Consider the following 23,254-nt stretch of genomic DNA (forward strand, 5'->3'; position numbering starts at 1 on the left):
TTAGAGTGTTTGCGATTAACTATTGATTTGTTTTGATGTAGTATGAGTAAACTATTTTGTTCTCAGGCTTGAGCTCTTGAAGTGTGTTCACAATTGATTCGCGAAGAGCAGTATTTGGCGCGCCAGCAATATTGATCCATTTAAAATGATCGAGAATCGGATTCGAAAGATTTGGCTGAGCGGTTTTCACTACAATATCGACACGTAGCAAACCCTCAGGATTTTGGATATTACTTATTTTAAATTGCGGGTCGAATGATACACCGAACTCAGTTTTCTTTTTATCGGTGCTTCTGGTGTTTTTGAATAGATTTTGATTGAGTGTAAATACTTCAGTTTGTTGTACAGGATTCTGAGGCTTGAATATCCATTCTGCTTTTATCGAGCCATCCGGGTTATAACATTCCATTGCTATTGGATCTGTTTCATCATCAGCAAATTTTGATTCGCCGTCACTTCCCTTTGTTAGTTTAGGCTTATGTTTTTTAACTTCCTGTGATTTGGCAAACTGTAAAAACTCTGCTGAAGCGTCGTATACTTTTACATCGAACTCCCCATATATATAGCTATCATCATTGCTTAAATCAATAAATAGCCTCCTGAAAAAATCATTAAATTGGCTTTGCTCTTTATAGCTTTTATGAAGTTCGTCGATTGTCTTCCAGTCCACCCCCAAAGGATAGAATTCGAAGTTACTTCCTTTTTTTATTCCATTTACGTAAGTGTTTTTCAAGTCCAGAATATTTTTACTGACAGCTGATTTGCCATTGGGATCGCTGAAAATACCACCTGACTTTTCAGTCGCATAGTCTGTACTCAGTTTATAGGCTTTTGTAGAGAGCTCAAATTTTGTTTTTAACAAGCCGAGTTTTGATTGTAGCTTAGTAAGCAGGCTTTGAGGATTCGGTGTTCCGTGACTGAACAAGGTAAAATATATATGCTTAGTTACTTTACCTTCCTGATAATCTGCAACGTAGAAATGTATAGAATTGCCTTTAGTGAGCCATTTCGAAAATGGTATTTTCAGATACGCAGTATTTGTTACTTCTTTATCATTTTGGAATTCCTCAAAATCTGTGATTAGCAGCGCATCGCTGTTCGACGAAACGATTTTTTCAACGCCCATTTGAATTGGAGCTCGGGTATTGAGGTATTCTTTTGGATCATTAACCTTTTGACCAAGTTCGGTTGAATTGATTACAGCCAATGGTGTCACTGCTCCGCTAACCAATTGATAGACCTGAAATTTGTCTGCCAGAACTGCATTAAAACAATCACCTAGCAATGTTTTGATTTCCGGGTTGGAGAATGCCGTATGCATTCCTGCGGAAAAATCGATATACAGAGCCGAATTGCTACTTTTGTTGCTATCCATGTTTGCGAGCACCGCATTATGATAAATTTCAATCCGGTCTCCCAGACCTGGTCCATATGGATCAATTTCAGAAAACGGATCCTTAGTTGAACTGGAACTTTTACATCCATAGATCCCAATGACTACAATTAATGTGAGTGCTAGCTTAAAAGCCGGGTAATTCTTTTTCATTTAATTTAGTTTAAGATTGTTATTAGTTCGTTTGATTCTATTCTTCCTCAATTGGCTTTTCCGGGAATATCATTGAAAGCAATACAGATAGCATTAATACTACTCCGATCACCAGCAGGGAATAACTGGACTCGATATGATAAAATGGTGCGATGATCATTTTTAACCCAATAAAGGATAGAATAATTGCTAATCCATATTTGAGTTTGCTGAACAAATGAATGAAGTTGTCTAGCAGGAAGAAAAGTGCTCTTAATCCGAGGATAGCGAATTACGGGAAACCGTAAACCGTAATTTAATACAAAATATTGTCATACAACGGTTTACACAACAAACTAGCTACTTGACTTATTATTTACATTTGGCAAGAATTCATTATCTTATATTTCTTGATAATTCCGTAGGTTTGATTAATGCAACTCCTTAATACAGATCAGCAATTGCCTATTTATTCATTGGAAGCAGATGAAAGTGGCAATAGGAATTTTAGATTATATCATTTTGAAGGCACGTTGCCAAGCCAGGGAGACTTGCTAATACCCCATCGCAAAGACCATTATCTGTTCGTTTTTATGAGGCAGGGCGGCACAAGACAGTGGATAGACATGATCCCTTATAATCTACAAGATAACACTGCTTATCTCTTAGGCCCCGGACAAATTATAGTAAAAGAAGGAGCTGATGAATTATGGAGTACCGGGATTGCCTTTACCAAGGAGTTCTTGTCGCTACAGGAAAGCGCATCGTTAAGTCAGCTACCGCTAATCCAGGATACCCAGCAGCCACATGAGTTACGGCTCAATAGTGTAGACGTGAATTTTGTTGAAGATATGCTGAGCAAAATTACTGCAGAGTACAATGAACCAAGTGAATGGCAGCAACGAATGTTAACCGCATATTTGACGCTGTTGATGACGTACCTAAGTCGTATTTACCAGGAACAGCTGAAAGACCGTATACCCTCGCCCGAAAAACAACTCCTGAGGAATTTTCAATCCAGAATCAATACGCATTTCTGCGAACTTCATGAAGTAAGTAGCTACGCCGAGTTACTGAATATTTCTGCGGGGCATTTGAGTGAAACGGTAAAAACACAAAGCGGAAAACCGGCAATTAAACATATCCATGAACGGTTGGTACTCGAAGCCAAACGATTGCTCTTTCACACAGAGCGCTCTTTAAAAGAGATTGCTTTTGAGCTTGGATTCGCTGATGCCTCCTACTTCAATCGTTTTTTTAAAAGGGAAACGGCCTCTACCCCATTAGCGTATAGAATAAATACCCGCAACATATACTATTAGTCTCAATTAATTCTAATATCAGTCAGATCTACTGAAATCTTTTTATTTAAGTACTTTTGGTTAGTTAGCTAATTACAAGACGATTGAAATATGGACCATGAAATTTATTTAAGTATTTTCCGAGAGGTAGCTGAGGAACTGGTGCAACAAGAACTACTTCCGGAAGATCTTTCCATTAATGCGGGTATTTTTCTGGATTCTGTATGCCTCAAACTCTATAAAAAACAGTGGACTAACCAAATAGAAGATCCCCTTACTGCGAAAACGCGCATTTTCTGTTCAGTTTGGATAAATGACCAGACGATTATTGACCAGAAAATAAGCTATAACATTCATGCGTTAAAACTAAGGGAGCTTAAAGGTTATGCAATACAAAGTAGAAAATTCGCGGAGCAATTTCGTCTAAGATTCCAGAGTCAGCAACATACCTGGGAAAACGCAAATATAAACCTTGGCCCATTAACCTTAATGGAGGGATCGATCCCACTGTACCAGGGGGATTTAAAAAGAGCCGTTTTAAATTTAACCAGTAAATTTTCGGAAATTATCCCGCTGATAGATGACACTCTGGAAGCATTTAAAAAATCATAACCCGTAAAATGTACCATCAATACCGTTCAATGTGTTATAATCCAATAAACGCTTACGGTAGATTTGCATTATAAAATTTAGGACCATGAAAACAGTACTTATTACAGGTGCAAACAAAAGTATAGGCTTTGAAACCGCAAGACAGTTATTACGACAGGGATATTATGTATATCTGGGTGCCCGGGATCTTAAAAAGGGAGAAGCAGCAGTTCAGCAACTACATGCAGAAGATTTAACCTCCGTAGAGCCCATAGTCATTGATGTAGATGATATCGAATCTATTAAAACTGCCAGAATTACGCTTGGCGGTAAGACTGGGGTATTGGATGTGTTGATCAACAATGCTGGAGTGTCAGGAGCTCTGCCCCAAGGTCCACTAGACACAGATCCAGCAGTGTTTAAGCAGGTATTTGAAACCAATTATTTTGGCGTGATCTCGGTAACGCAAGTATTTATTGATCTGCTCAAAGCATCAGATGCACCAAGGATTGTGAACGTTACTTCTGGATTAGGCTCGCTTACGCTACATAAAGATCCAACCTGGAAATACTATCCATTTAAAGCAGCTGCCTACATGGCTTCCAAAGCCGCGCTTAACGCCTATACGATCTCGTTGGCTTACGATCTTCGTGATACGAATTTCAAAGTGAATTCCGTTGATCCGGGTTACACAGCTACAGACTTCAATCACCATTCTGGCCCTGGAACTATTGAAGATGCTGCAGCAAGATTAGTGAAAGCTGCCGTATTAAGAGCTGATGGATTGACAGGACAGTTTTTTAGCGACGATAACGCCCCTGAAACAGGTATCAGTCCCTGGTAAATAGCAAATGAACACGTTTTTGACTACAACCTTTGCACTTTTGGCTACATAATTCCCGATCAACTGTCTAACCTTTGTATTGTAAAAAATAGACATGAAAAATATCAAAGGAAAAGTAGTTATCGTTACCGGGGCTAGCAGTGGAATTGGAGAATCTACGGCAATCGCACTTGCCAGACAAGGCGCAAAGGTTGTGTTAGCGGCAAGACGTACCGAACGCATTCAGGAACTTGCAAACTGCATCATCGTCGCGGGTGGTGAAGCTGTATATCTGAAAACCGATGTTACAAAGAGAAGCGATTTGGTCGAATTAATTTCTTTTGGCAAAAGTAAATTCGGACGCGTTGATGTGCTCGTTAATAATGCCGGCATCGCCCACTTATCTCGACTTGATGCGCTTGAAGTAGAAGATTGGGAAGAAATGATTGACATAAATCTCAAAGGAGTACTATTTGGGATCGCGGCCGTAATGCCTGTTTTTAAGGCGCAGGGATCAGGGCACATCATTAATATTATTTCAACTGCAGGGATTCAGATTGTTCCGCTGATGGCAGTTTATGCGGGGACAAAGAATGCAGTACGTACCATTACTGAGGCCATGCGTCAGGAATCTGCTGGGCAATACCGCGTAACGGGGATCTCTCCGGGATTTGTGAAAACCGAATTGGCAAATCATATGAAGGATTCTGCCATACAGGCGGCCATTAGAGACCGATCGACGAAAATCGCAATCAGTCCCGAAGATATAGCTAGTGCAGTTGTGTATGCTGTTTCTCAGCCTGGTCATGTAGATGTTGGCGACATTGTGATCCGTCCTACAATACAAGATTAATAAATTATATTGGGGTGATGAAACGCAACAGCGAACAGCTGTCTACAGGGGCATACAGGCAGTCTTTAAAATAAAGTCTAATAACTATCTACAGATCGTTCTGTGATTACGAAAGCGCTCCGGGAGGTGGTCCACCTGCTGGTTTTGACTTATCAAGTGGTAATGGTATAAATTCATGATTATCGTTGGGAGGCAAAATAATACGGCCTTGTTTCCAATCTTCCTTAGCCTGTTCAATACGTTCTTTACGACTCGACACAAAGTTCCACCAGATGTAACGTTCGCCAAGATGTTCACCGCCGAGTAACATCAATGTAGTGGGCTCCTTGGCTATAATTAGTGGATCTACCCCTTTTGTAAATACCAGCAGTTTACCTGAGTTATAAGTAATGCCGCTAACCTCAACACTACCCTTTGCAATATAAGCTCCCCGCTCACTATGACCCGTTGGCAAACCAAAGCGGGCACCCTGATCCAGAATTACATGTACATAAAAAAGTGGTGATGTTGTATTCACATTACTGGTTAATCCATACGCATCCCCGGCAATGAGACGCATCCAGATACCTTTGTCGGTAAATACCGGCAGTTGCTCTGCTGTGTAGTTTTTAAAGGAAGGGTCTCCCTCTTCGTCTTTTTCAGGTAGCGCTACCCATGTTTGTATCATCTCTAGTTCACCACCCGCAAGCATCGCAGGATCTTCAAAGCGTTCGCTATGTGAGATACCTTTTCCCGCAGTCATCCAGTTCACCTCTCCCGGCCTAATAATTTGCTCTACACCAAGACTGTCCCGATGTGTCACGTTACCGGAAAATAAATAACTTACTGTAGAGAGACCGATATGTGGGTGCGGTAATACATCCAGGTTGGTAGCTGCCACCTTCGGGATGCTTATTGGTCCACCGTGATCCATGAATATAAAAGGCCCCACCATTCTTCTAAGTTGATACGGCAGAATGCGCCTAACGGCAAAACCCGAGGTAATTTCGGCCTGACGGGATTCTATTACTATATCTAGCATAACAATAAATATAAGTTGTACGAGGTATTCTTTATCTATAAAAATAGATAAAATAAAGTTGTAGCTTCATTTTTACAGCAGACCAATCACAATTCACCTATTTTTACAGCAAATAATCAAACAATGTTAAAAAGACTATCAGGCCTGACTTTCTTAATAACCTTTTCTATTGCCGCCGTTGCACAGACTACGGCAACTACTGGCACACCAGCCCAACCACGTCGTCGTAACGAGCCACGTCCCTACACCCTGAAAATTGAAAATCTTACAAAAGTTAAGCTGGATACGACACAGATAAATGCCGCCTTTATAGCTACCTACCCTGGCTTTGCTGCGGCAGACGGTTATCGTACAAAAAGAGAAGTAAGCATGCGTGTGATTGACACCGCTAAAAATTTTACGGTGAAGGCCATGCCAGGCGAGATAATAGTAAATAGTCAGTGGATTAAAAAGAGGGAAAATTTCAGTGCCTTTCAGACTAAGCTTGAGCAAGCACTCCACCAAAACTGGACTTCTGTTGATACCGTCAAAAAAGATGAATACCAACTAGTTTTCATCAATAAAAATTCTGCTTTTAATCCTGTGATTCAGAAAGAATTGATCGACACGTATTTCAAAGTTTTCCCTCTGCTAGTAGGCACTTTTAACGATAAGACAACGCACGATGTGGTTTTTGTAACCGATACTGCCTATAAGGGTGTCGCTGAAGCTAGTGGAAACCGCATTTTATTTAGTACTACTTACATGAATGCCCATCCAACTGATATCGATATTGTTACTCATGAAGGTATGCATCTGGTACAGGGCTACGGGTATGGAGCTGGCCCTGTTTGGTTAACAGAAGGGATTGCAGATTTTATCCGTTATCGTTATGGCGTAGACAACATTGGGTCAAAATGGATGTTACCGGCTCTTACATCTAAACACAATGAAAAAAAATACGAAAATAGCTACCGTATAACCGCACGCTTTTTTGAATGGATAGATCAAAAAGTTAAGCCAGGAATGATTGTCCAAATAGACAAAGAATTAAGAAACCACACCTATACCATCGACACATGGATTAAGCTGTCGGGTAAGACACTTGACGAGCTTTGGGATGATTACGCAAAGAATCCAGATCTGACCTTGAAATATAGTGGCAAAGAAAGAATATAGTTTATTTTTTCAGAATACCTTTTTCGACGCTTTCATTTAACAATCCTTCAGCGAAGTTCCAGATTGTTTTGGAGCCATCTTTGATTGCGATCTTCTTGTTGTAGACCTGTTGATAAGGCACATCAAATTCCGCCCATGTACCTCCATTATTTGAGGTGTTCTGCAATAATGGTTCAAGTCGATCCATTGTCCTGGCAAACCTGGCCTCATCTGTGATGCCACCTTCAAATTCTTCCCAGATATCTATAAACTCGTCTGCTTGTTCTTTGGGCAGAAGCCCAAAGATGCGTTCAGCTGCTAAACGCTCTTCGTCAGTATTGGTATGGTTTTTAGCAGTGTCATAGATAAAAGTATCACCGGCATCAATTTCCACAATGTCGTGAATTAACACCATTTTCAAAACCTTTAACACATCTATCCGCTGGTCAGAATGTTGTGCGAGAACAATAGTCATCATCGCGAGATGCCAGCTATGTTCGGCATCGTTTTCATTTCTTTCGCTATTGAATAATCTAGTTTTTCGTTGAATATATTTTAGTTTATCAATCTCTTTTATAAATGCTATTTGCTTCAACAGATCGTCCGTTTCCATCCCGTTTTGTTATTTGATGCTCAAATATACGAAACAGCGTTGACGTGCTTTGGCAAATAGCTGGTATTTGGGGATGTAACTCGGGATAAATTTAGGATCCAGTGGTTGATGTAATTTACTTCTGTTTTTGTATAACTTATTTTACCCGGTCCTTGTAAAACACTAGTATGGGCATCATTTTCGTTTTCTTAACCAGATCCAGACCAATGTCGTTTACAGATTTCATTACCCCGGTCCTTGTCCGCATCGCCACATTAGTTTTAAAATCATATCTCCCTGCCAGACCTGTCTCATCAACGACAGGCAGATCAAATTCATTGCTAAGATACTCGTTTGCAAAATCTTCCAATTTCACTCCCGTACCATCAAAGCCCGCTCCACTAAAACTGTAGCTCAGCGCATTATCAGCCGATTTATTTTGATGAAAACCTTTATCAATCAGTGCATACACTGGAATTTGCCTCATTTCTATCCTGGCCTGAACAGGCATGAATTGCTGCAGCCTTTCCTTAAAAATCTGATAGAGGCTATCTTTTTCAGTAGATTTAACTAGTAGATCAAGACAGTATAATGTCTGCTTATCCTCAAAATCGTATACAAGTTTTTCTGGAATCTCATAAGCAACCTGCTTAGGTGAAACAATACCGTAGGCGTTTCGGAACAGTCCTTCGATAGATGAATTGATAAATGTTAGCCTCCTATTTTTAAAAACAGGTCGGTCACCATAACCAATTTCCATACTCTGTTGCCCTTTCATGTAACCTCTAAGGGTAAAGTTTTGACTAAGTGTACTATCTACCGCGAAGATATCAGCGTTATTATTTACAGGTTTTTCCTTGATTTCAGCACTTGATTTGACTGATTTACCGCTGACAAGGTCGTTAATCATTTGCTGATTAATTGATTCTGTTTTAACTATTGCTACTACTTTTCCTTTTGCATTAACAATAGCACTTTGACCTACATAGCTTAGTGAAAACAGCTGATAGAGCAACGCTGATGTGTCGCTGGCAAGCCATATCCTGGAAGGTTTGATCTTCATATATTTTAGCAGCCTGCTTGGTGCATCGTTTGAAATTGCGACAACCTGAATGGTTGTATTATTATGCGACTGTAGTTTAGCCAATGCATCCATTTCTGGAATACAGGGACTGCACCATGTTCCCCAAAAATTCAGGATGTAAATCTTTTTGTTTAGCTGTTTGGTAAATCGTAATGTCGCGACCGGTGAATTCAATAGTCCAGTGATTGGAATATTGGGAAATTGATCGCCTGGTTTGATCTGAAAGCCTTGTGCAATACTGCTGAAAGATAATAAAAAGAATAAAAGATATATGAGAAGCGTTTTCATATAGTAAGATACACATATATCTCCATACTACGTATTTACTATACTTAATTTTTCAGCTACTCCATTGATAATAGAGCGCAACACTTGGGATGAAGCTAGAAAAACCAATATTAGGTTAAATTCTTTTAATCCTGAGCGGGAACGTGGTATATCGTCACAACTTCATTGATACGCATTAAACCTTTGCTTGCACAACTGCTAATAAGAACCCTTACTGATACTTTAAAGCGTCAATTGGATTTGCTTTCGTCACTTTAACAGATTGCAGACTTACTGTTAACATAGCTATTAAAACAGATAAAGTGACGGCCATGGCAAATGGCAATACAGAAATTGAGACCCTATATTCAAATGCCGAGAGCCATTTATCTACGATAATATACGCCAATGGAAAAGCAATAAGATTTGCCATAACCACAAGTTTTATGAAATCTCTGTTTAGCAGCGTCAGGATGTTTACGGTGCTGGCCCCTAAAACTTTTCGGATACTAATTTCTCTTTTACGCTGCTCGGCCATAAATAAGGCAAGCCCCAATAGCCCCAAACAAGAAATAAAGATCGCGAAGCCACCGAACCAATTAGATAACGTTCCCAGTAGTTGTTCATTTTTGAATTTCAAAGCAAAAGATTCATCAACAAATTTCCGGTCCACAGGGTAGTTAGGTTCGATCTGCTGAACGGCCTCGTCAATTTTCGTTAGTGAGATTTCGATGTTTGCGGATGGATTTAATCGGATCAGAATAGTTTCTGCGCCGCTATATTGAACTGGGTAGAACATCATTGGTGCGGCCCTTTGATAGGCGGACTCTACGATGAAATCTTTAACAATACCCATAATTGTCCAGCTCTTGTCATTCCATTTAAGCACTTTTCCTACAGGATCTTTCAAGCCCATCATAGCCACTGCTGATTCATTGATCAGCATATGCGTCATATCATTGGGAAACTGGGCGGAAAACTCCTTGCCGGAAATCAATTGGGTACCAATGGTTTCCACAAAATCGTAGCCTACTCCTCTGTGGTTAAATAAAACATCCTGTTTCAACTCTTTTCCTGGCCATTCAACATCCATCGTATTATTGCCGCCCTCATTAATATCATAACTAAAAAATGAAACTGAACTGGCAGCACCAGATTTTAGTAAATTCTGTTTAAGGAGGTTGAGTTTATTTTGATCCCGAAGATTTCCTTGTACAGCTACCTGTAACAGGTTATGACTATCGTAACCAATTGGTTTCTGTTGTATAAATGAGAGTTGCTGGTAAATCACAGCGGTGCAGATTATCGTGCACACTGCAAATACAAACTGAAAAACAACTAATACTTTTCTGATAGACACAGCACTTCCAACTTTTAGATTAAGTCCCTTCAGTACTTTTACTGGTTCGAATGAAGACAGGTAAAGTGCAGGGTAACTTCCTGCAATCAACCCGGTGAAAAGCATTAAGACGATGAGGAATGGCCAGAACATCCAGTTATCGAAAGGAATAATTAGATGCAGATCCAGGAGTTGGTTAAAGTAAGGTAGAGCCACCTCCGTCAACAGAAGTGCCAACATGGTGCTCATTGCGGCCAGAATCAAAGATTCGAGCAGGAATTGGCTAATTAATGACTTGCGTGTAGACCCAATTGCTTTTCTTACACCAACTTCCTTCGCCCTTTTTTCAGAGCTTGCTGTGGACAGGTTCATGAAATTGACGCAGGCAATCATCAAGATACAGACAGCCAATAACATAAATATGCGGAGTTGATCGATTTTACCACCCACAGAATTACCGTTCTCAAATTGGTCGTAAAGGTGCCATTTATCCAATGGAAACAAAAGTGCCTTAGCAGTATTTCCATTTTGATTACGCTTATAAATGTCCTTAATCTGTGCATTAGCTTGATCATAAGGCGCATTATTTTTAAGCTGCACGAGGGTCAAACACATGTTGTTACCCCAATTCCTATCCCTCACCCAAGGTTCGCGCTTTTCGAATAGTGCCCAATTCATCAGGTACTGAAACTGAATACTGCTGTTGGCTGGTACATCTTCAATGATAGCTTCGACTTTTAATACATTTGTATTATCCAGCTTTACAGTTTTGTTGATCGGGTCTTCCGTTCCGAATAATTTCTCAGCGAAAGTTTTGGTCAGAATAATGCCATCCACATTTTTCAGTGCAGCATCCGGATTGCCTTTTATGAATTTATAATTAAGTATTTTGATAAAAGAAGCGTCGGTAAAGACACCTTTATCCTTTATTTTCTTGTCTCCATAGGTAACCAAATTTGGACGAGGATAAGTTGATCGCGATGAGCGCTGCACACCGGGAATTTTTTCCCTCACTTCCTCAGCCATCACATTAGGCGTCCAGGCCCAACTGAAAATCTTGCCACTGGACGGGACATTCTGATAAACTACGTAGGTGTTCTTATGATTTTCAAAATGCTTGTCAAAACTCCATTCATAATTTACATAAAGTAAAAGAATCATACAACTTGCAAGCCCGATCCCTAAACCGCCTACATTAATAAATGTAAATCCTTTGTTCTTCCAAAGATTCCGTAATGCAATTTTTAAATTTAATCTGAACATAACTACTGATAAATATATGAAATCGACTCCACTCGTATCTTTGTTGGAGAGGATTGACTTGTGGTTTACCAAGGACGTGCCAAGGTTACACATAAACACAAAACACTGTTATACAAACACATAAAAAAACAAAAAATCACATGATGTTCACTATCGTTCAGTTAATGCGCGCCAACGAACACTAATTTGTTATTCGTAACTCAACGCATTAACAGGGTTGGCGGTTGCTGATTTGTAAGATTGAAAACACACGGTAAGGAATGCAATAAAAATCGCTGCGAAAATTGCTGTTGCCATAATTGATAAAGAAATTGCAATCCTAAATTCGAAGGCACTGAGCCATTTTTCCATTAAAATAAATGATAATGGAGTTCCAATAGCTGCAGCAATCGCCACCATTTTAAGAAACGAAAGTGCTAAAAGCTGCATAATATTTCCTACAGGTGCACCCAGTACCCGGCGCACGGCAAATTCCTTTGTACGCTGCTCTGCACTATAAGCAACCAAACCATAAAGCCCCATGCAGGATATCAAGATAGCGATGCCACCGAAGAAATTGGCTAACATACCCAAAATCCTTTCTGCTTGAAGTTTTTGAGTTAATAAGTCGTCAACAAAACTTATTTCTATAGGATTCTGTTTTTCTATCGATTTCGTTATTATATTGATCACATCCATATTATGTGTTAAACTATTTTCAGGATTAAGTCGCATGTTGATATTTCCGGCTTCGGTTTTACTAAAGTTAATCACCATAGGTTTTCCGGAATAAAATGGAGAATCCCATATAAAATCCTTGAAGACACCGATTACTTTAAGATGTTGGCCGAAGAGTTCTATAGTTGTTCCGAGCGGATTTTTTAATTTCATCATACGGACAGCCTTAGCACTAATTATAATTGAAGCACTATCAGACGCCAGTTCTTTAGAAAAATCACGTCCTTCGATCAATTCAACACCTGTTGTTTTTACGAAATCATATTGTGTTTGAAGGCGGTTAAAGACTATTTCCTTACCCCTATCATCCATGCCTGGCCATTTGAGTCCGAAAAACCAATTGCTAACGCTAGTCATACTTTGCGATGATTGATTTACCGCCACGACGGCTCCCGATTTCAACAATTGTGTTTTAAGGAAGTCGAATTTAGAATACAGCTCACCATTCTGTGACATCTCAGCTAACATTGCAGATTGATAACCTATGGGCTTATTTTTAATAAATTGTAATTGCTTATAAATTACAAGCGTTGCTACAATTAGAATAATGGCAAAGCTAAACTGTACGACAACCAAAATTTGCCTGATATTAATTGACAATAAGCTTGACCTACTGTTTCTTTTGCTCAGCGCCTGTTTTGGATCAAATGACGACAGGTAAAATGCCGGGTACACTCCTGCCAGTCCACCAGTAATCATTGCAATAGCTGCAATGCCAAACCAATACGCCGTGTTGCCGTAGTCAATTTCTAAATGTATTTTGAGAAAGCTGTTAAACAGAGGCAAACTGGCTTCGACAATGATGATAGCTAACAATACCGAGACAACGGTAAGCAATAATGCTTCCGTAAGAAATTGAGTTACCAGAGAGGCACGTGTAGCGCCAATCGTTTTTTTAATACCGACCTCTTTAACTCTTCTGGCCGATTTAGCGGTAGCCATATTGATAAAGTTAATGCAGGCAATTAATAATATCCCACAGGCCAAGCCGATGAACAGATATACCCGTTCGATTTCACCACCAATACTTTTCCCATTAAGGAACTGCCCGTGCAAATGTGTCTCCACATAAGGGAAAAGGAAATTCTCTGCGCGTTGTTCTTTATAATTTTCGTTAAATAACTTTTTTACTTTGGCATTGATTCTATCAATTTTGGCTGGATCATCTACTTTCGCCATTGCTAAAAAGTTAAAGTTTCCCCAACCTGGATTTTTGACATAGTCATTAATACTTTTGAAGAATTCCCAGGACATTAAATAATCAAACTTGAGGGAACTATTGGAAGGCAAATTTTTAATCACGCCGGTTACTTTCAGGTTTTGTGCATTTTGGTATCGCACTAGTCTTCCCATTACATCAGTGCTGCCAAATAATAACTTCGCAGTTTCTGCAGTCAAGATGATGCCATCGGGCGAACGCAGGGCTGTTTTAGGATTTCCAACAATGAATTCGTAGTAGAAAATATCCAATATTTCTTGATCTGCAAAAAGATCTTTCCTCTTAAAAATTTTCTCCCCGTTGGCGATTACCGACCTGTCACCACCACCAATTCTTGCAATTTTACTTACTTCTGGAATCTGTTCCCGTATCACCCCAGCAATCCCATCACCAGGAGATCCGCCAGTGCTGGTAATTTTGCCAGTTGCATCCTGAAAGTTGGTCATGACCTGATAAACCTGATCCGAATCCTTGAAATACCTGTCGAAACTAACTTCATACTTAACATACAATAAAAGCAGCAAGCAGGCTGATAAACCAACCCCCAGCCCTATGATATTGATGAATGATGCAGTTTTATCCTTCCAAAGGTTGCGTAATGCGATTTTTAAGTTTAATCTGAACATAATCTTACAATAAATATATGAAATCCGAACAACCTACATGATGTTGGTTACTGTGTGCCTATTTACTAAGGACGTGCCAAATCAAAACTCAATAATAAACTATTGACAAATAGATAGTTAAACAATATTCTATCTAAAATACGTTCACTATCGGGCAGTTGGTGACCGTGTATGAACAGTTAGTCTACAGGAACTATCTGCCGGATTTCATTATTGGTAAAATCCATTGTTTTTTCTTCCAAATTATAATGGACGTCCAAATACTGGTGAAGGAATGCGATCAGCCTTTTAGCGCGCTGACTTTGATTTTGAGATTTATTTACTTTAAATGTTTTGTAATCTTGAGGGACATTGTGGCTCCACATGTCTTGTAAATCAAAAATCTGATATTGACTATTTTTCAGTAGTCAAGCCATTCCTATACTTTTAAAGCGTTTATCAGATTAAAAAATCGCTAATAAGCGTTTACATTCTTCCATTATCGCTGCGTTGCTGTCCAGGTCGTCTACGCTTACGATGGAATCCGCTTCGCCTGATTTAAAAGCTACAGTGTCAATCCTATATATGGCAATATTTACAATATGGTCAGACTCCCTATCTGTTAGATATTCAAGTAACTCAAAAATAGCGCATGATGCATTCATTGCCGTAGTAGAATCTAAATCTTCAGACTCGTCTACATCAGGAATATTTTCTTCAAGATCCTCTAAGTCTAAGGTCATTTCAAGTGTCTCAGCATTCTGATCTCTATTTTCCTTGCAGAAAGTGATCGCCTCTTTCATCAACGTAATATTACCATAGTCTTCGGCCTTGGAAAAAGATATATAATCAGGAAGAAGCTGTTCACAAATAGACACACTGAAATCAACGAGTTGTCCATGACTGGATTGGTTGATCTTTTCTTTTATTATATTTTTAAATTCTGCTTGTGTCATATATATCGTGTATGAAGATTTTATTAATGGCCCATCATGGCAATAATACCCCAAACCACTCCGGCAAGAACTGATAAGAGTAGATAAGAAATAGGTACCATAATGCTTCGTAGCAACAGTCCCTTTTTAGAATAGCCTGAGCGGGAGAAAAACTGATGATAAAACCACATGGGATAAATTAAACTGCATGGATATAAGATGGTATAATAAATCAAAGCCACGCCCGATTTATTTGTGTAAAAAACCGTTACAAAAACAAACACTAAATTGATTACCAACTCTGCAGCCGTTTTATAAGAGTTCAGCACGAGGTGTTCTGAATAATTGAACTTTGCTTTCCGAAACCAAAGATAACTTAACAATGAATAAAGTGGGATTGTAATAATTAAAACAATCTTTGGGTAGTTGGTGAAAAATTTTTGGAGAGCATTCATTTCTTCGACACTTTCTTTTGGAAGAACATCCAGCATACTGAAGTGGCTGTAGCCGGAAATCAGCGTCGAGACAGCAACGAGCGTAAGTAGCAAAGTAATAAAATTGAAGAAATTTGCTCTTTTGCCTAGCAAATATTCCCTAACACTATGTCCGGGCCTTGTGAACAGATCCTTTAAGGTCTTTAGGATTCCCTTGTCAACATGCCATACACCATGAACCACATCGTGCTCCACAAAATGTTTTAATGAATATCTGTGCGTTGAAGCCTTCTGACCGCAATGACCACAAAATGGCGTTGCCAACTTTTGGTGGCAATTTAAACATAAACCGTCCATAGTTCTTACAATTAGGCTTCGTTCCTAGATTTGATTTCTTTGTTCACATCACCATATCCCTTATAAATGACAAGGAAAATAGGGACAAATACCAGGGGGAAAAATGTGAATATGCTGGTTCCCTTTCTGATAGTTACCACAACACCTGCTCCAACCATCATAATGATGATTGCGATGTAGGCGCCTACCATTGCTCCGCGTTTTTTCTTTTCAATGCTTAGCTCTTCCAGAGATAATTCAGAGAGTATAGTCGTTTTCAAATGAGTTACGTTTATAGGATGATTCCCCAAATATAATAAACACACCCAGACTATGAAATTCAAATGCGCTTTTCCTAAGGTGAAAGCCAGAACGCTTCCGCAAGTGATCGTGTTACAAATACTGGTGTTTAAATTCAACCAGTGCGGGGGCAACCTATTATAAAGCAGGTTACATTTTTATATACTGATAGCAAAAAGGTGTCCAAATCTACCCTTTATATTGTCCGAAAGACACCCTATCACAGCAATATTTAGACAATATATTTGTTATCTAGATCTTGACAAATGAAAACAACAATCACCTCGCTCCTATTTGCAACGTTCGCTTTGAGCAGCAACAGTTATGCACAAGAAAAGAAAGATGACCAACAGGCAACGGCATCTAACTCCGTGACCAAACAAATAGCTCTTACTGCACAGGAGCGTGATTATGCAATTAAGTTGTTAATGGAAACTGAAAAGGGTGTTTACAACGCGATAAAGGGACTGAGTGAAACACAATTAAAATTTAAACCTGCGCAAGATAAATGGAGCGTTGAAGAGTGTGTAAAGCACATCGCGGCAGCTGAAGAAAGTCTTTGGGCAATGGTTGACGCATCACTGAAACAAAACGAGAATCCAGATAAAAGGTCAGATATCAAATTTACGGATCAGGAACTTGTCAATGCGGTAGAAGATCGATCTCACAAATCCAAGACATTTGCAGCTTTAGAGCCTTCCAATTCGCCTTATAAATCGGAAGCTGAGGCTTTAGCGGCATTTCAGCTAAACCGAGATAAATTGATCAATTTTGTAAGAAAGACTCAAATAAATCTGAGGAATCATGTTTCTGTCTTACCTATTGGCACTTATGATGCTTACCAGTTTATATTGCTCATCTCCGCACACACGAACAGGCACACGCAGCAAATTGATGAAGTTAAAGCTAGTGTTGCCTTTCCAAAGCGATAGAACCTTACAGACTCCGGAATTAGCCAAATTTCGCTAACCATACCGTATCATAATTACATTCCGGATCTTTTTCCACGTGTTCTATTACTGTGAAATTGTTTGATTGTAAGAGGTCCAGATATTCTTTTGGATCCAAAGAAGCGTGGAACAGATTTTCGCCACCATTCATTCCCCATGCTTCACCACGTTCAGTACCTGATGTGAATAGTAAAATTCCCCCGGGCTTAAGATGCGATGCGAAACGTGCGAACATTGCAGGTTGTTCTGCTGCTGATAAATGAAAAAAGCTATGCCAGGCGATGATTGCATCAAATTGCCTTTTTAAATTGAGCAATCGCATATCTTGCAAAATAAATGTTGTAGTTGGGAAATTTGCCTGCGCGATTTTTAGTATTTCTTCACTCGCATCCACACCAATTATAGCCATATTATTACGCGATAGATACTCCAGAATTGGTTTTCCTGTACCGCAGCCTAAATCTAAAACTAAGGCATTTTTAGGCAACAGACTAATTAAGCGCTCTAAGTATTTTTGTTCTAGTAGCCCGTTAATCCTGTTTTCTGCAAACCAGGCAGCAATCTTATCATAAACCCGATAAACATTATTCCTTTCTCCTTTTTCCATAATAACCTGATAAGACCGGATGAATACATCAACGCTGATTTTGAACCTTCAATATTCAGAAATAATCATCCATAAATTTAACTCAAATCAATGTTTTTCCAGCAGGAAACGATGGTATATTTTGTCGACAGGGAAATAAATTTTATCTTAATGTTGATTATACTTTCAGTATGCCTATATAACATTATGAATACTAGCGAAAAACACAACGATCGGATGGCAAAATTGACCTTTGCCTCCGTTTATCCAATGTACGTTGCTAAGGTAGCAAGTAAAAACAGAACAGAAGCAGAGCTGCGTGAAGTTATCACATGGCTCACCGGCTTTGACAGTGACAAACAAACAGAACTTATCAATGAAAAAATAACCTTCGATGAGTTTTTTAAGCGTGCTTCGTTAAATCCAAATGTGCATCTGATCACAGGAATGATTTGCGGCTACAGGATTGAGGAAATAGAAAATGAGTTAACCAGACAAGTACGCTATCTGGATAAATTGGTCGACGAACTTGCCAAGGGGAGGAAAATGAAAAAGATATTACGGATCCCTTAAAAAGAAATTATTATTAATTGTAACTAACAAGTTAGTCATGCGCTCTAACAGGGGCTGATATGAAATCGATTGGCCATGAATTATGAAAAAACTTATCTCAATTTTAACTTGCCTTATCATTTCAACGACTATCTGTTTTTCGCAGGGAACTAACCCAGAATCGAAAAACGCGAAACCTGGTGTAATTGACCAAAGCATCAAAATAGAAACAGATCAAATCTTTAACAAACTCATTGACATCAGAAGAGATCTTCACGAAAACCCTGAGTTGGCAGGGAAGGAAATGCGTACCCAGAAAATTATAGCACAGTATCTCGTTAACTTAGGACTAGATGTCGATACAAATGTTTACGGACATGCAGTTGTAGGAATTTTAAAAGGTGGAAAGTCTGGCAAGAAAATAGTCTGGAGATCTGACATGGATGCACTGCCTAATGATTTTGCAGACCCTGTAGCTTTCAAATCAAAGACCAAAGGTGTTCAGCATGGTTGTGGCCATGATGTCCATATGGCTATCGGATTGGGTATAGCAGAAGTTCTTTCGAAGCATAAAAAATCTTTATCTGGTACGGTGTATTTTGTGTTCCAACCAGAAGAAGAAACATTTATAGGCGCAAAAGGAATGATCAATGATGGTTTGTTTTCTAAAATACATCCCGATGAAATTTATGGATTGCATGTAAGTGCAACAGCTGTTGGGCAAATCACTGTTAAGCCTAACGAAATGTTCGCTTACCAAAAAAGAATTAGGATTCAACTCAAAAAAGAAGTGTCGGCAGACGCAGCAAAAGCCTTGTCGAACAAAATCTACAGTACTTTAGCTCGTGCGACTGAAGGCAGTAAGCCATGGGACTTGCAAAACGTGGTCGATACTAAAATTGGGATTGGAAGCCCTAACACAATCTATAAAGATTACCTGATCATGGATCAAAGTTTTACAAACTATGCGAAAAATGACACGCGCTTTTTGGAAGCTTATATCTATGAAACCAATTTATCTAATGTTAAAAATATCATTCCCAAAGTTCGACAGGTAATTGAAGATAGTGGTTATAAAGAACAACTATTATCGATTTCATATATCCAGGATAACCCAACAGTAATTAACGACGAAAAACTAACCAACAGCGCGATAAAAACTCTCGAAAGAATATATGGAAATGATGTCGTGAAAACTGACTATGGTCAGGTACCCTATTTCAACGACGATTTTTGTTACTTCCAACAAAAGATCCCTGGCGTATACTTCATTCTGGGAGGATCCAACTTTGCAAAAGGAGTTATCGCTATGAATCATGCCCCTAATTTTCAAGTTGATGAGGAGTGTATAAGAATAGGTGTCAAATGTTTTTCTTCACTCGTTGTTGAGCGATTAAGCAAAAACTAACACAATCTAAATATTTTAACAGATAGCATGCAGAACCACATCAGTTTCACATCTTCATTGGCGCAATTCATGACTACCTTAATATTTGCGAGAAATGTTATCCTTTTATCTCTTAATTGAACTATTTTTAAGGCATAAATCTCTCGAAAAGATCATTGTCATTTAGCTAACAGATGTATGTTGTCGTTTGCGGAGTATCGATTGAGAGGCATACCGATAAACAGATGACGAATTGTAAAAACTGCAACGCAGAAGTTGCCCTAAATTATTGCCCGAATTGCGGAGTGCCTTCCAGGATTAAAAGGATTGATGGACATTATGTAGCCCATGAAATAGAGCATGTTTTACATTTTGAGCGGGGGATTTTATATACCATCCGAGAACTTTTGTTAAAACCCGGAGAAAACGTCAGACATTATATATCGGAAAACAGAAGCCGACTTGTAAAGCCTATCATTTTCATTATCATAACGTCCTTGATTTATTCCATTGCGTCTCACTTTTTCCATATTGAGCAGGAATATGTAGAATATAAAGACACTAGCCATTCGACAACAGGACTGATTTTTAAATGGGTGCAGGAGCACTATGGCTACGGAAATATTATTATGGCACTATTCATTGCATTTTGGATAAAGTTGTTTTTCAAGAAATACGGTTATAACTACTTCGAGATTTTAATACTTCTATGTTTTGCTATGGGCATGGGAATGTTAATTTTAGCGTTTATGGTCACAATACAAGGATTAACAAAATTGGACCTAATGCAGGTTGGTGGTGCGATAGGTATACTTTATTGCACATGGGCAATAGGTCAATTCTTCGACAAAAAAAAGGTGGCCAATTATTTTAAGGCGCTAGTGGCGTATATCTTAGGGATGGGCAGCTTTGCTATTATTACAATTGTAATAGGTACGATAATCGACCTAATCGTGAAATGAGTTATTTCCTTATTTCTATTTTCGTGCCATCAATTACGTAATCAAACAGTGTATCCATATCCTCATTTTGCAGCGCAATACAGCCATTTGTCCAATCTTTAGCGTTTTTACGTTCTGGATAAGTACCGTGAATCATGATGCCATTTCCAGGCTTTAACCCTTTTGCCAGTGCCCTAGCCCTATCATTTGAATCAGGATATGAAATCATAAAGCTTTTATGATATTTGTCGTTACGGGTATATTTAACATCCAAGTGATACACTCCTTCTGGTGTTTTTTTGTCTCCATCTGATTCTTTAGTACCGAGGGGATTTCCTCCCAGATCAATAGTAAACGTCAGCAAGGTTACTCCTTTTCTTTTCACATACATTTTACGTTTACTTTTCAAAACCAAAATGTAATCCGCCAGATTCAACGTGGCAGCGATTCTTTTAAATTTTTCCTGAAATGAGGTTGAAGAATTTGGGTGGCGAATTGCGTCCCATCTATACACCCTGGCAATTGCATAATCGTCTTTTTCCAACGAATCTACTGATAATGAGTTAAACCACTGTAATCTCCATTGTCCCTTCTCCAGATAAAGAGAAGCCTTGCTGTTAAACACCGGTTTGATATATTGATAGAACCTCAATGATGTATAATTGGCATCTTTGACTATTAAAGACGTATCTAATTCTTTTGGTAAATGATGCATAAGACTATCATGCCATTGCACGCCATAAATCGGATTTTCTTCGGTTTTAATTTTATCAGAGGTATCGTTACCTCCGCATGAAAAACAAAAAGTACAAAGAATGGAGAATAGCGCAGGCAAAATCAAATTTGAGAGAATTATACGCAAGACCTTATCCATTAAAATTTTTAGGGATTAGAGAACTGCCCAAAGTGCCAAAGGTTTCCGGCAGGATCATGCAAAAAACACTCCCTGCCCCACTGTTCAACCCTGATCGGTGTTAATCTCACACCCTCATATTTTTCGGTCAGATTTAGGTCCTTCAAATCCGCATAAAACGTTTCCACATCTTCAACCTCCAAAAAAATCATGGTATTATCCAACCAGTCTTTTACATAGGCATCTTGAAGATAAAATCCTTGATTACCACTTCTGAAAAGACTCATATTGTGTACGATGATTACTTCTTCAAATCCTAAATCCCTGTAAAAACTTCTGGAGATTTCGAAATCTTTAGACCCGATAAAAGGACGGATCGACAATGCTTTATGGTTCATATGCTAATGTAATAAAATTTTGTTGCTTCTTTAGTTCGTGATTTTTAAATCTTGTGCTACAGATTTAAATTATAAATCATCACCTAGCTCAATATTCATCTGTTCCAACAAACCACCATTAATTACATATATATGCCTTACCTTTCCATCAAACAAGATATTGCCTTCCAAATCCTTCACCAATTGATCAACCTCAACCTCTAACGTTCCATTATCCCTTTTTTTAAATCCAACTGGCGTAACCGTCGGGTTGATTTCTGCCCATTGACGCTCCCAATAAGCGCTTACATCGGCGTGGCCTGTTGCATAATCGCCCTCCCATGCCTTCGACCATTTTATTTCAGGGTGCATCACCCGAAGAATCGCATCAATATCTCTTGCATTAAATGCAGCGTATGCTTTTTTAATTATTTCTGAATTTTCAATCATTTTTCTCTCTTGGTTATATGCAGGTAAGTTATTAATTAGGATCGTTAAATTAGCGGGCATAAAAATGAGCTATCAACAATTTCAACCAGATCCCAGATTGTCTGCATTTATTGATGCGTATTGGACCGCCGATGGTGTCGGTACTGCAGGTAGCGTACAGAAAATCTTGCCCGATGGCTGTGTAGATATTCTCGTCAACATTGGGGAAGACTTTTTTACCGATGATCATTTTACGTTTAAGAATGAGCAGGCATACCTTGTTGGAACAATGACGAGATTTAAATATTCTCGGATGTTACCAGGATCTGTAATTCTTGGAATTAGGTTTAAACCAGGTGGTTTCGCTGCATTTTTTAAATTTGATTCTTTACATAATTTGACTGATCAAACGATTCCGTTTGATCAGAAATTAATACCTGAAGTCTTTGCGTTAAACTCCAATTTTATCAACAATTTGGATATTTTCTTTTTGTCGAGACTGAATCCAACAAACACCTCCTTAACATTGATTACAGAAACAATTTCAGCTTATCATGGACAAATTCAAGTTACGGAGCTTGCAAAGCGATATTGTATAACAACCAGGCAATTAGAGCGAGTGTTTAAGCAACACATCGGTGTAAGCCCCAAAGAGCTCATCAATATTTCGAGATTTCAATTTGCTATGGAAAAGATCCGCCAGAACCAATCAACACGAAGCCTGATGCAGATTGCTTTTGAGTGTGGCTATTACGATCATGCACACCTGAGTAATGAGATTAAGAAATATAGCGGTGATGTACCTTCCTTTTTTTGAGATTGTCGCATTTTTCCAAG

General features: G+C 38.9%; 24 protein-coding genes. 10 read left to right on the forward strand and 14 right to left on the reverse strand.

All coding sequences use genetic code 11. From position 1 onward, the window contains the following. Positions 1-19: 19 nt before the first annotated feature. Both CLV32_RS00620 and CLV32_RS23450 read right to left on the reverse strand, forming a co-directional pair. Positions 20-1,546, reverse strand: coding sequence for a hypothetical protein (locus CLV32_RS00620; protein WP_133551396.1), 1,527 nt, complete (start codon positions 1,544-1,546; stop codon positions 20-22). Between the two features lie 37 nt (positions 1,547-1,583). Continuing rightward, positions 1,584-1,811, reverse strand: coding sequence for a TerC family protein (locus tag CLV32_RS23450; protein ID WP_394346169.1), 228 nt, complete (start codon positions 1,809-1,811; stop codon positions 1,584-1,586). 148 nt (positions 1,812-1,959) lie between these two features. Between CLV32_RS23450 and CLV32_RS00630 the strand changes: the two genes are divergently transcribed. From CLV32_RS00630 to CLV32_RS00645, 4 genes are all read left to right on the forward strand, one after another. Beyond that, the gene (locus CLV32_RS00630) at positions 1,960-2,847 is read left to right on the forward strand and encodes a helix-turn-helix domain-containing protein (protein WP_133551397.1); all 888 of its coding nucleotides are present in this window, start codon (positions 1,960-1,962) and stop codon (positions 2,845-2,847) included. A gap of 90 nt (positions 2,848-2,937) precedes the next feature. Beyond that, complete coding sequence (locus tag CLV32_RS00635) at positions 2,938-3,438, forward strand: hypothetical protein (RefSeq protein ID WP_133551398.1); 501 nt, start codon at positions 2,938-2,940, stop codon at positions 3,436-3,438. Between the two features lie 85 nt (positions 3,439-3,523). Beyond that, entirely contained in the window at positions 3,524-4,261 is a 738-nt protein-coding gene (locus CLV32_RS00640) for an SDR family NAD(P)-dependent oxidoreductase (protein WP_133551399.1), read from the forward strand. A 94-nt stretch (positions 4,262-4,355) separates the two neighbouring features. Continuing rightward, entirely contained in the window at positions 4,356-5,093 is a 738-nt protein-coding gene (locus tag CLV32_RS00645; RefSeq protein WP_133551400.1) for an SDR family oxidoreductase, read from the forward strand. A 106-nt stretch (positions 5,094-5,199) separates the two neighbouring features. On the opposite strand, the gene CLV32_RS00650 is transcribed toward CLV32_RS00645, so the two are convergent. Then, entirely contained in the window at positions 5,200-6,114 is a 915-nt protein-coding gene (locus CLV32_RS00650; protein WP_133551401.1) for a pirin family protein, read from the reverse strand. Between the two features lie 123 nt (positions 6,115-6,237). Here CLV32_RS00650 and CLV32_RS00655 point away from each other — a divergent pair, with 123 nt between their 5' ends. Beyond that, on the forward strand, positions 6,238-7,272 hold the full coding sequence (locus CLV32_RS00655) for a basic secretory protein-like protein (protein WP_133551402.1): 1,035 nt from the start codon (positions 6,238-6,240) through the stop codon (positions 7,270-7,272). A 1-nt stretch (position 7,273) separates the two neighbouring features. Here the strand turns inward: CLV32_RS00655 and CLV32_RS00660 are convergent, their stop codons facing one another. The 7 genes from CLV32_RS00660 to CLV32_RS00690 all read right to left on the reverse strand — a co-directional run bounded on the left by CLV32_RS00660 (position 7,274) and on the right by CLV32_RS00690 (position 16,323). Next, on the reverse strand, positions 7,274-7,864 hold the full coding sequence (locus tag CLV32_RS00660; protein WP_133551403.1) for an HD domain-containing protein: 591 nt from the start codon (positions 7,862-7,864) through the stop codon (positions 7,274-7,276). Positions 7,865-8,000: 136 nt separating this feature from the next. Next, positions 8,001-9,215, reverse strand: coding sequence for a redoxin domain-containing protein (locus CLV32_RS00665; RefSeq protein ID WP_133551404.1), 1,215 nt, complete (start codon positions 9,213-9,215; stop codon positions 8,001-8,003). Between the two features lie 211 nt (positions 9,216-9,426). Continuing rightward, complete coding sequence (locus tag CLV32_RS00670) at positions 9,427-11,796, reverse strand: ABC transporter permease (RefSeq protein WP_133551405.1); 2,370 nt, start codon at positions 11,794-11,796, stop codon at positions 9,427-9,429. Positions 11,797-11,985: 189 nt separating this feature from the next. After that, positions 11,986-14,358: an ABC transporter permease gene (locus CLV32_RS00675; protein ID WP_133551406.1), complete on the reverse strand. Its 2,373-nt coding sequence runs from the start codon at positions 14,356-14,358 to the stop codon at positions 11,986-11,988. Between the two features lie 443 nt (positions 14,359-14,801). Further along, a complete protein-coding gene (locus CLV32_RS00680; protein WP_133551407.1) occupies positions 14,802-15,293 on the reverse strand; it encodes a DUF416 family protein in 492 nt (163 codons plus the stop codon). A 23-nt stretch (positions 15,294-15,316) separates the two neighbouring features. After that, entirely contained in the window at positions 15,317-16,063 is a 747-nt protein-coding gene (locus CLV32_RS00685) for a DUF3667 domain-containing protein (RefSeq protein WP_133551408.1), read from the reverse strand. A gap of 11 nt (positions 16,064-16,074) precedes the next feature. Next, positions 16,075-16,323, reverse strand: a complete 249-nt coding sequence (locus CLV32_RS00690) for a hypothetical protein (protein ID WP_133551409.1) — start codon at positions 16,321-16,323, stop codon at positions 16,075-16,077. Positions 16,324-16,608: 285 nt separating this feature from the next. On the opposite strand from CLV32_RS00690, the gene CLV32_RS00695 reads away from it, so the two are divergent. Then, the gene (locus tag CLV32_RS00695) at positions 16,609-17,274 is read left to right on the forward strand and encodes a DinB family protein (RefSeq protein ID WP_133551410.1); all 666 of its coding nucleotides are present in this window, start codon (positions 16,609-16,611) and stop codon (positions 17,272-17,274) included. 19 nt (positions 17,275-17,293) lie between these two features. On the opposite strand, the gene CLV32_RS00700 is transcribed toward CLV32_RS00695, so the two are convergent. Continuing rightward, positions 17,294-17,899 (reverse strand): class I SAM-dependent methyltransferase, encoded by a 606-nt coding sequence (locus tag CLV32_RS00700; RefSeq protein ID WP_133551411.1) that lies wholly within the window; start codon positions 17,897-17,899, stop codon positions 17,294-17,296. A gap of 186 nt (positions 17,900-18,085) precedes the next feature. On the opposite strand from CLV32_RS00700, the gene CLV32_RS00705 reads away from it, so the two are divergent. The 3 genes from CLV32_RS00705 (at position 18,086) to CLV32_RS00715 (ending at position 20,779) form a co-directional block, all read left to right on the forward strand. After that, entirely contained in the window at positions 18,086-18,451 is a 366-nt protein-coding gene (locus CLV32_RS00705; RefSeq protein ID WP_133551412.1) for a DUF2200 domain-containing protein, read from the forward strand. 82 nt (positions 18,452-18,533) lie between these two features. Beyond that, entirely contained in the window at positions 18,534-19,838 is a 1,305-nt protein-coding gene (locus CLV32_RS00710) for a M20 metallopeptidase family protein (protein ID WP_133551413.1), read from the forward strand. A gap of 224 nt (positions 19,839-20,062) precedes the next feature. Then, positions 20,063-20,779 (forward strand): DUF3667 domain-containing protein, encoded by a 717-nt coding sequence (locus tag CLV32_RS00715; protein ID WP_133551414.1) that lies wholly within the window; start codon positions 20,063-20,065, stop codon positions 20,777-20,779. Position 20,780: 1 nt separating this feature from the next. Here the strand turns inward: CLV32_RS00715 and CLV32_RS00720 are convergent, their stop codons facing one another. From CLV32_RS00720 to CLV32_RS00730, 3 genes are all read right to left on the reverse strand, one after another. After that, the gene (locus CLV32_RS00720) at positions 20,781-21,632 is read right to left on the reverse strand and encodes a L,D-transpeptidase family protein (protein ID WP_133551415.1); all 852 of its coding nucleotides are present in this window, start codon (positions 21,630-21,632) and stop codon (positions 20,781-20,783) included. An 8-nt stretch (positions 21,633-21,640) separates the two neighbouring features. Then, a complete protein-coding gene (locus CLV32_RS00725) occupies positions 21,641-22,009 on the reverse strand; it encodes a VOC family protein (protein WP_133551416.1) in 369 nt (122 codons plus the stop codon). Between the two features lie 69 nt (positions 22,010-22,078). Next, the gene (locus tag CLV32_RS00730; protein ID WP_243732201.1) at positions 22,079-22,498 is read right to left on the reverse strand and encodes a nuclear transport factor 2 family protein; all 420 of its coding nucleotides are present in this window, start codon (positions 22,496-22,498) and stop codon (positions 22,079-22,081) included. Positions 22,499-22,502: 4 nt separating this feature from the next. Between CLV32_RS00730 and CLV32_RS00735 the strand changes: the two genes are divergently transcribed. Then, positions 22,503-23,234, forward strand: a complete 732-nt coding sequence (locus tag CLV32_RS00735; protein ID WP_133551417.1) for a helix-turn-helix domain-containing protein — start codon at positions 22,503-22,505, stop codon at positions 23,232-23,234. Positions 23,235-23,254 lie beyond the last annotated feature (20 nt).

The organism is Pedobacter duraquae, from assembly GCF_004362245.1.
GTDB lineage: Bacteria > Bacteroidota > Bacteroidia > Sphingobacteriales > Sphingobacteriaceae > Pedobacter > Pedobacter duraquae.

Excerpts from the sequence above, each read along its gene's own strand:
- CLV32_RS00715 (WP_133551414.1), top strand. The coding sequence starts at position 20,063 with ATGACGAATTGTAAAAACTGCAACGCAGAAGTTGCCCTAAATTATTGC.
- CLV32_RS00685 (WP_133551408.1), bottom strand. The coding sequence starts at position 16,063 with ATGGACGGTTTATGTTTAAATTGCCACCAAAAGTTGGCAACGCCATTT.
- CLV32_RS00700 (WP_133551411.1), bottom strand. The coding sequence starts at position 17,899 with ATGGAAAAAGGAGAAAGGAATAATGTTTATCGGGTTTATGATAAGATT.
- CLV32_RS00670 (WP_133551405.1), bottom strand. The coding sequence starts at position 11,796 with ATGTTCAGATTAAATTTAAAAATTGCATTACGGAATCTTTGGAAGAAC.
- CLV32_RS00640 (WP_133551399.1), top strand. The coding sequence starts at position 3,524 with ATGAAAACAGTACTTATTACAGGTGCAAACAAAAGTATAGGCTTTGAA.
- CLV32_RS00730 (WP_243732201.1), bottom strand. The coding sequence starts at position 22,498 with ATGCCCGCTAATTTAACGATCCTAATTAATAACTTACCTGCATATAAC.
- CLV32_RS00680 (WP_133551407.1), bottom strand. The coding sequence starts at position 15,293 with ATGACACAAGCAGAATTTAAAAATATAATAAAAGAAAAGATCAACCAA.
- CLV32_RS00655 (WP_133551402.1), top strand. The coding sequence starts at position 6,238 with ATGTTAAAAAGACTATCAGGCCTGACTTTCTTAATAACCTTTTCTATT.
- CLV32_RS00735 (WP_133551417.1), top strand. The coding sequence starts at position 22,503 with ATGAGCTATCAACAATTTCAACCAGATCCCAGATTGTCTGCATTTATT.
- CLV32_RS00725 (WP_133551416.1), bottom strand. The coding sequence starts at position 22,009 with ATGAACCATAAAGCATTGTCGATCCGTCCTTTTATCGGGTCTAAAGAT.
- CLV32_RS00635 (WP_133551398.1), top strand. The coding sequence starts at position 2,938 with ATGGACCATGAAATTTATTTAAGTATTTTCCGAGAGGTAGCTGAGGAA.
- CLV32_RS00665 (WP_133551404.1), bottom strand. The coding sequence starts at position 9,215 with ATGAAAACGCTTCTCATATATCTTTTATTCTTTTTATTATCTTTCAGC.
- CLV32_RS00630 (WP_133551397.1), top strand. The coding sequence starts at position 1,960 with ATGCAACTCCTTAATACAGATCAGCAATTGCCTATTTATTCATTGGAA.
- CLV32_RS00660 (WP_133551403.1), bottom strand. The coding sequence starts at position 7,864 with ATGGAAACGGACGATCTGTTGAAGCAAATAGCATTTATAAAAGAGATT.
- CLV32_RS00620 (WP_133551396.1), bottom strand. The coding sequence starts at position 1,546 with ATGAAAAAGAATTACCCGGCTTTTAAGCTAGCACTCACATTAATTGTA.
- CLV32_RS00650 (WP_133551401.1), bottom strand. The coding sequence starts at position 6,114 with ATGCTAGATATAGTAATAGAATCCCGTCAGGCCGAAATTACCTCGGGT.
- CLV32_RS00645 (WP_133551400.1), top strand. The coding sequence starts at position 4,356 with ATGAAAAATATCAAAGGAAAAGTAGTTATCGTTACCGGGGCTAGCAGT.
- CLV32_RS00710 (WP_133551413.1), top strand. The coding sequence starts at position 18,534 with ATGAAAAAACTTATCTCAATTTTAACTTGCCTTATCATTTCAACGACT.
- CLV32_RS00720 (WP_133551415.1), bottom strand. The coding sequence starts at position 21,632 with ATGGATAAGGTCTTGCGTATAATTCTCTCAAATTTGATTTTGCCTGCG.
- CLV32_RS00695 (WP_133551410.1), top strand. The coding sequence starts at position 16,609 with ATGAAAACAACAATCACCTCGCTCCTATTTGCAACGTTCGCTTTGAGC.
- CLV32_RS00675 (WP_133551406.1), bottom strand. The coding sequence starts at position 14,358 with ATGTTCAGATTAAACTTAAAAATCGCATTACGCAACCTTTGGAAGGAT.
- CLV32_RS00705 (WP_133551412.1), top strand. The coding sequence starts at position 18,086 with ATGAATACTAGCGAAAAACACAACGATCGGATGGCAAAATTGACCTTT.